The 6400-nt window shown below is 68.2% G+C and carries 6 protein-coding genes; 1 reads left to right on the top strand and 5 read right to left on the bottom strand.

Annotated features, from left to right (window positions below; genetic code table 11):
* Positions 1-473: 473 nt before the first annotated feature.
* On the bottom strand, positions 474-2012 hold the full coding sequence (locus RQI43_RS23440; RefSeq protein ID WP_311276765.1) for a DUF4105 domain-containing protein: 1539 nt from the start codon (positions 2010-2012) through the stop codon (positions 474-476).
* Between the two features lie 274 nt (positions 2013-2286).
* Positions 2287-3309: a helix-turn-helix domain-containing protein gene (locus RQI43_RS23435; protein WP_311276764.1), complete on the bottom strand. Its 1023-nt coding sequence runs from the start codon at positions 3307-3309 to the stop codon at positions 2287-2289.
* Between the two features lie 392 nt (positions 3310-3701).
* Here RQI43_RS23435 and RQI43_RS23430 point away from each other — a divergent pair, with 392 nt between their 5' ends.
* Positions 3702-3992 carry a hypothetical protein gene (locus RQI43_RS23430; RefSeq protein WP_056428532.1) on the top strand — a complete coding sequence of 97 codons (291 nt, stop codon included), beginning with the start codon at positions 3702-3704 and terminating at the stop codon, positions 3990-3992.
* Between the two features lie 153 nt (positions 3993-4145).
* Here RQI43_RS23430 and RQI43_RS23425 read toward each other — a convergent pair whose 3' ends face one another.
* The 3 genes from RQI43_RS23425 to RQI43_RS23415 all read right to left on the bottom strand — a co-directional run bounded on the left by RQI43_RS23425 (position 4146) and on the right by RQI43_RS23415 (position 6150).
* Positions 4146-5225, bottom strand: a complete 1080-nt coding sequence (locus tag RQI43_RS23425) for a UV damage endonuclease UvsE (RefSeq protein WP_311276763.1) — start codon at positions 5223-5225, stop codon at positions 4146-4148.
* Positions 5226-5519: 294 nt separating this feature from the next.
* The gene (locus tag RQI43_RS23420; RefSeq protein WP_311276762.1) at positions 5520-5912 is read right to left on the bottom strand and encodes a hypothetical protein; all 393 of its coding nucleotides are present in this window, start codon (positions 5910-5912) and stop codon (positions 5520-5522) included.
* 31 nt (positions 5913-5943) lie between these two features.
* Positions 5944-6150: a hypothetical protein gene (locus RQI43_RS23415; RefSeq protein WP_311276761.1), complete on the bottom strand. Its 207-nt coding sequence runs from the start codon at positions 6148-6150 to the stop codon at positions 5944-5946.
* Positions 6151-6400 lie beyond the last annotated feature (250 nt).

Genomic DNA, 6400 nt, shown 5'->3' with positions numbered 1-6400 from the left:
GGGTAAAAAGCCTGCCCGCCGCTCTCCCAAGCGGCCGGACAGCCCCAGCTTGGCGCCCTCTTTTCACACAGCCTCCACCCATCTCGGACACTCAGGACGGGTACCATCCGTCAGACTTCGACCACTCCATCAACGACATCCCGGAAAAACGCGGAAGCGCCGGCTCTATCCACCCGCCATCGTTGATCCGCGTCCTGATACGATACGGTTCGCCAGGACGTGTGCGTGAGAAAGGCCGGCGGCCGGTGCCATGGCGGCGGACGACGTGGAGGTCGTCGAGCGGCAGGAATGGAACCCGGCCGTCGTCACCGACCGGCGGAAGCGGTTCTTGTCGCTCCGGTACGCTGAAACGGCGACGCTGTGGCTGGGTACCATGGGGATCTGCATATCCCCATCGCGCCAGGGTCGCCCGAACCTTCCGAGGTCTAGTCGTCCCCATCGGATGTCAGACCGACCCACCCCCGTCCTGCCGCCTACGCGGCCGGGGACCGCCGTCGGGCGAGGCTCCGCATCCGCGCCACCGCCTCGGCGCGCCAGTTGCGCAGGAGCCGCCGCTTCACGCCGTTCCAGCCGATCGCCTGGACCGGCGAGACGGGATCGATCAGGGCGCTGAGCGCCCGCGAATAATCGAGCACGAGACCCGGCGTCCATGTCATCGCGCCCGCACCGTTGCGCAGGAGCGCGGCTGCCCAGAATTCCGGGCTCATCGCCGCCTGGGCGAGGGTGCGCCACGGCTTGCCGTTCCGGTTGAACGCGCCCTCGACGGCGGCGTCGAGGGCACAGGCCACCGTCGTCGAGCAGTTCCGCGCGACGAGGTTGTAGGTCGTGTCGCGACGATAGGCGGCCCAGAAGCGCCTCAGGCGCGCGCCGTCGATTCCGTGGAGGGTGACCGTCACGGTGGCCTCGCACCAATCGTCCGCCTCCTCGCGGTAACTCGGCAGGAAGCGGCCCGGCACGTCGTTTTCCGGGCCGGCGCGCAGGGTCGCGCGGAGATGGTCGGGCGAGCGGTCGATCTCCACGGCGGGGTAGTGGCTCACATAGAGCGCCCCCTCCTCGCCCGGCTCGCCGAGCTCCAGGGCGGCATGGCCGGTGGAGATGTGGCCGTGCCCGTTCACCGAGATGACGTAGCGGTGCACCAGGCGCTGCCGGACCGGGATCGACGCCGTTCCGGTCGGCGTCCAGACATGGACGGTCAGCGCTTCCGGGCCGGTCCCGGCCAAAGGCGGCTCAGGAACTAAGTGCGGCTCGGGAGCCAAGTTTTGTTCAGGCGCCACGGGAGGGCGCCGCAACCGCAGCCCGAGGATCGCCACCTTGATCCCACTCAGGATCAGGAAGGCGCCGATGCAGAACCCGACCGTGCCGGCGTACCAAGTGGGCCAGGGTTGCAGCGTGACGATGCCGAGGGCGACTCCCAACAGCCCGTGCGCCGCCGACAGGCGCCAGCCCGGAAAGCGCAGCACATTCGAGAGTGCGAAGCGCGACAGGCCATCGAACAGGAAGGCGGCCCCGAACAGCATGGCGAGCAGGAACGTGCTCGCGGGCGAGGCCAGCATCGTCAGCACCGCCACCACGAGGAGGAGCACCGCCTTGAGGAGGCGCAGCCGACGCGCGGCGCCGCTGGCGACGAGGCCGCGGACGAACGAGCCCACCGCCTCGAACACGAGGAGGAGACCGAACCAGCGGTCGGGAATGTGGAGGGCCCCGTCGAAGGCGTCGATCACGAGCGCGAGGCCGAACGCCGTCCAGACGAGCCCCGCCCCCGTCACGATGCCCCACCGCTTGTGAACCGCGTCGCGCCCGACCAGCAGCAGCCAGAGCGGGAGCGCCATCTGGCGCGAGGGAGCCTCGGAGGCGGCGAGGAGATCGTCGACGGGGTTGCCGCTTCCCTTGCGCAGGGCAAGGCTCAGCACCCCCTGTTCCTTCGGGCTCAGCCGTTCCGGGCCGGTGGCGCCGTCGAGGCGGGACGCCTCCGTCGCGGAGCCGTCGTGGTATGGTTGAGGCCGTATGGTCACGGGTGATCGCCCCTCGGAACGCGACGTCTCCTACCCCCCAGAGGCCAGAACAAGGCAAAGGTTCGCTTAAGACCGCCGCATCGTCGCGGTGTTTTCTCAAATTGACCGCGTGTCCTCCGCCTGGCGGCGAGCCCTTGGCGCGGCCAAAGCGGAGGACCGGTGACTGAGCGATCGGATGAGGCTCATCGTTCTGAAAAGCCGATGGCGCCGTTTTCCCGGAGAGGCGGCCGCCGTCTTACGGCGTCGATCCCGTCGGCACACCCGTATGTAGAGCTCAACGCGTTTCGCGCAGCCACTTCCAGACGTGCTGCACCGTCCCCTGACCGCTGGTCTGCTGGACCACCCGACGCTCGCCCCGCCAGGCCTGGGGTGGCGCGCCGAAGCGGTTGCGGAAGCTGCGGCTGAGCTGCGAGGCACTGCTGAAGCCGAAGACCTCGGCCAGACGGGCAAGGGTGCGCGTCTCCATCGGATCGGCCAGCACGTCGCGCATGGCCTTCAGGCGCTCGCCTTGCACGAAGTGCATCACGCCCCCTTCCGGCTCGAACAGCCGGTAGAGCGTGGCCCGCGAGACCCGCATCTGTCCGGCGATGAAGGCGGGCGAGAGATCGGACCGGGACAGGTTTTCCTGCACGATCATTCTGGCCAGCGCCATCAGGCCGCCGTCGAGGTCGCGGCCTTCGAGCACGTCCTTGGCCCGCGAGGGATCGAGCAGGCGGCGCAGGAAGCCGACGAACTCGACGGCGAGAGCCGGGGCGTCGTCGAGGCGCGTGGTCGGCAAGCGGCGGTAGAGGTCCAGAATGCGGGCGGAGAGCAACCGGTTGCGGGCCGCATCGAAGAGCATCTCATGATCTTCCAGCGGCAACCCATGGAGGCGGGCGCAGGGGACGACGATGCCGGTCGTATCGGCGCGGTCGAGCATGCCATCGAGCAGGTGACGGCGGCCGATGAAGGTCACGGTGCCGGCCGAGGCCGCGATCGCTTTTCCCGCGACGGTGCCCTGAAATCGGCCGGACCGGTAGAGTTGGACGGTGTACTGGTCGGACCCGGCATCGACACGTCGGCGATCGCGCTGGAGCCGCTGGGTCGAGAGCAGGGTGCGATGAGCGACGAGGTCGTCGATCGGGTACGCGATGTTGGTGCCGAAAGGCAGGACGGCGGAGCGCGTCGTCGGACTGACCTCGTACATCGGCGCAAGGAGCGTGCGCCATCGCTCGAAGGCCTCTCCGGGTGGCAAGCCCGACGTCGTCAGGCAGAAGTACGGCAGGCCCGGTTCAGCCGTCGTGTCATCTGCACCCAACGAGCCAAATCCTTCGTCACCCGACCCGTCGAAGCAACGACGTTAGGCATGAAGTCCTTGATGAGGCAACCGAAATGCACGTCGGTGGTCCGTGGAGCGTAAAAGCGTCGCAACCCGGCCGGAGAACCGCTTCGGGCGACGCCGCATGTCGGCTTCTCCGGCAAGATCGGGTGGGAGTCGGACTATCCGCTTGCCGCCGAGCCGCCGACATCCTTTTGCCGCCCGAAGCGAATCTGTGATCAGGCCCTCGACATCAGAATTCGACCGAGGGAAACCGTGAGTCTGCGATCCCGGCCCGGGACTGTCCACGGCAAACCCGCCCTTCCCGTGAGATCGGACCTCTCGTCGGCGGGCCGGTTGTCGAGGCCGCCGGCTGCTGCCATGGTCGCGGAATGGCATATGCACCTCCCTCCCGTTACTCGCCGGCCGAGCTGATCGAACAATTGCGCGAAGCCGCCGAGGAGATCGCGCCCGAACTTCCCGGCATCCGGGCGGAGGAGACGCTGGAGGGCGAGGCCGCCCAGACCATCGAGGAGATGGCCGAGGCCCTGATGCGGATCGCGAACGGCGCGCCGCGCCCCCAGGACCTCGCCCGCGCCGCCCTGGAGGCCAAGGCTCCCCTGAAGCCGATCGGCCGCCCCAAGAGCACCGTCGTCAAGATGCAGAAGCCGACGCGCCGCTGATACCAAGCCTCACGGATCCTGACCTATAGGTCAGGATCAGTGAGATCCGGCAGACGACCGCCGCCGCGCTGTCGCGCGGGCAGACCTCGATGAGTCAAGCTCATCGAGGTCTGGTATGGCACGAGCCAAATCCCCGCGCGGCGCTGCCTCGCCTCAGGCCGCGGCGCTGGCGCCCGCAAAGCCCTCCACCTGCAAGATCTCGGCGGCGATGCCGGTGGAGGCCAGGTTCTTGCCCTTCGCCTCGATCTCGAAATCGGCCCAGGCGAGGTGCCGGGCCACGAGGGCGTTGAGCGCCCGATTGCCCATCAGGTGCGAATGGGCCGCGATGTCGCGCCAATTGTGCCCGGCTCCCACCAGGGCGGCGTAATCGGGCAGCGTGTCCGGGTCGTGCCCCTCCAGCAAAGCCTCGCGCGAGAGGCTGATATGGGCGATCGGGCGCACGCCGCGCCAGGAGTCGCGGATGCGGGCGATCCGCTCGTCATCGGGCTCGATATAGACGCCGCCGCTCTGGACCCAGTGGTGGTGCAGGTCGAGCACCACCGGAACGCGGTCGGCCAGGTCCAGCACCGTGTCGAGGCCGAAAGCGTTCTCGTCGTTCTCCACCGTCAGCAGGTCGCGCGCCGTCTGCGAGAGCTTGGGCAGGCTGGCGCGAAACCCGTCGATGCCGGGGTCGCGGGCGCCGACATGAATATTGATATGGGCGCCATGCGGGTGCCAGCCGGCGCCATACCCCATCATCGCCATCAACTCGGCATGGTATTCGAGTTCGGAGATGCCGTTGCGCTCGGCATTGGGGTTGCGCGAGGCGATGACGCAGAACGGCCCGGGATGGAAGCTGAGGCGGACGCCGCCCTCCCGCGCCCGCTCGCCGACCCGCGCGAGACCGGCCTCCACGAGGGCGACCATCTCGGGCTCGGCATAGATCGCCCGCGCCACCTCGTGGGTGTAGCCGGGCAGGACGTTGCTCGCCATGCGCAGCAGGCGCTCCAGGGGCGGCCGCGCCGCCACCCAGGCGATCTGCCGCTCCAGCGCCGCGAGGTTGTGCCGGGCGAGGCTCTCGAGCTTGGCCCGCCGCGCCGACGGCGCGAGCTTGTCGAGATGACTCATGGTGGTGTGAGACAGGTTCATGTGAAGCGTCGCCTCGCGGGCGGCCTTCAGCGTCTTGAAACTGGCGGGATCGTCGTCGAGCACGAAATTGCAGCAGAAACCGAGGCGGGGCGTGTCCATCATCATGGGGGGGATAACGGCGAGGCCCGGCTTTGGTGTCGCCGGTCCCGGCGGTTTCGGGATGTACCATGACCGAGCCGGTTTGATCGAATGTCTCAGCGGATGTGCATGCTGATGTCGGTCGTCCGCCAATGTCGATCGTCCGACCCGACCACCTCATCCTGAGGTGCCCTTCGCTTCGGCGAAGGGCCTCGAAGGAGCCCTCCAGATACCGAAGCGTTCCCTGGAGCCCTCCTTCGAGGCCGCTCCGCGGCACCTCAGGATGAGGTAAAGCTTTGGAAAATCACCTAAAAAGGGCTCTCAGTCCAGGCACATCGTGAAATACAGCTGCCTGGTCCGCTCCAGGGCCTGAAACCCCTCGGCGCGCGGGTTGAGGAGTTCCGGCCCCTCCGGGACGCGGCCGAAGAACGCGCTCGACGGATCGGCCACGAATCCGCGCTCGCCGATATAGAGCCCGTCCCGGTTCTTCACGTTGACCGAGCCGCAGATCCAGCCGCCCTCCGCCTTGCGCAACGCCGTCACCTTCGGGTCGAGCGCGCCGAAACGCTCTCCCACCATGCCGAGAATCGTCGCCGCCACGGCCTTGCCGATGACGGCGTCGGACCCGTCCTCGACCCGCTGCGCCCGCGCGGGGCCGGACAGGGCCGCCAGCAGCAGGAGCGCCCCCGCGACGAGACCGGGGCAGCCGGTCATCGGCCGTGGCCGAACCATGACGCGACGGCCCTCACCGCGCAGGGCCCGCTCCGCCGCCGCCAGCGGTCGCCGGTTTGGCATCGGCGATCAGGATGTCGAGGGATTGGCGCACGATCTCCAGGGCGCTCACGCCCTTGGTCGCGGCCTCTGCCTCGACCTTCGCCCGGTCGGCGGACGGCAACCCGTCGAAGATCGCCTGCGCGACCCCGACCGATGCATGCTTGTGATGTTCGCCCACGATCAGACCAGCCGGATGAGGGTGAGGCCGAAGCTCTCATTCGATACTAATAAGTATTTCATGAGAACACCCGGAGCCTGCACTCGGAAAAGATGCGCCCTCTTCTTCCTTACATTGCAGCCGAGATCAACTCGTTTCAGGGTGGAGGTTGGGGGGAGCTGTTTGCCCGTCAGCAGGGTGACGGAGGAACCTGTGGGTGGGCGTAACCGTGTGCGTGTTCTCCGCCCCTCGGGGCTGCGTTCGACCCGGA

Source organism: Methylobacterium sp. WCS2018Hpa-22 (genome assembly GCF_031843785.1).
GTDB lineage: Bacteria > Pseudomonadota > Alphaproteobacteria > Rhizobiales > Beijerinckiaceae > Methylobacterium.
The sequence above is the reverse complement of the archived record's forward strand: the minus strand, read 5'-3'. Positions and strand labels throughout refer to the sequence as shown.

Coding starts and splice junctions, on each gene's coding strand:
- RQI43_RS23430 (WP_056428532.1), top strand. CDS start 3,702: ATGGCATATGCACCTCCCTCCCGTTACTCGCCGGCCGAGCTGATCGAA.
- RQI43_RS23425 (WP_311276763.1), bottom strand. CDS start 5,225: ATGATGATGGACACGCCCCGCCTCGGTTTCTGCTGCAATTTCGTGCTC.
- RQI43_RS23420 (WP_311276762.1), bottom strand. CDS start 5,912: ATGACCGGCTGCCCCGGTCTCGTCGCGGGGGCGCTCCTGCTGCTGGCG.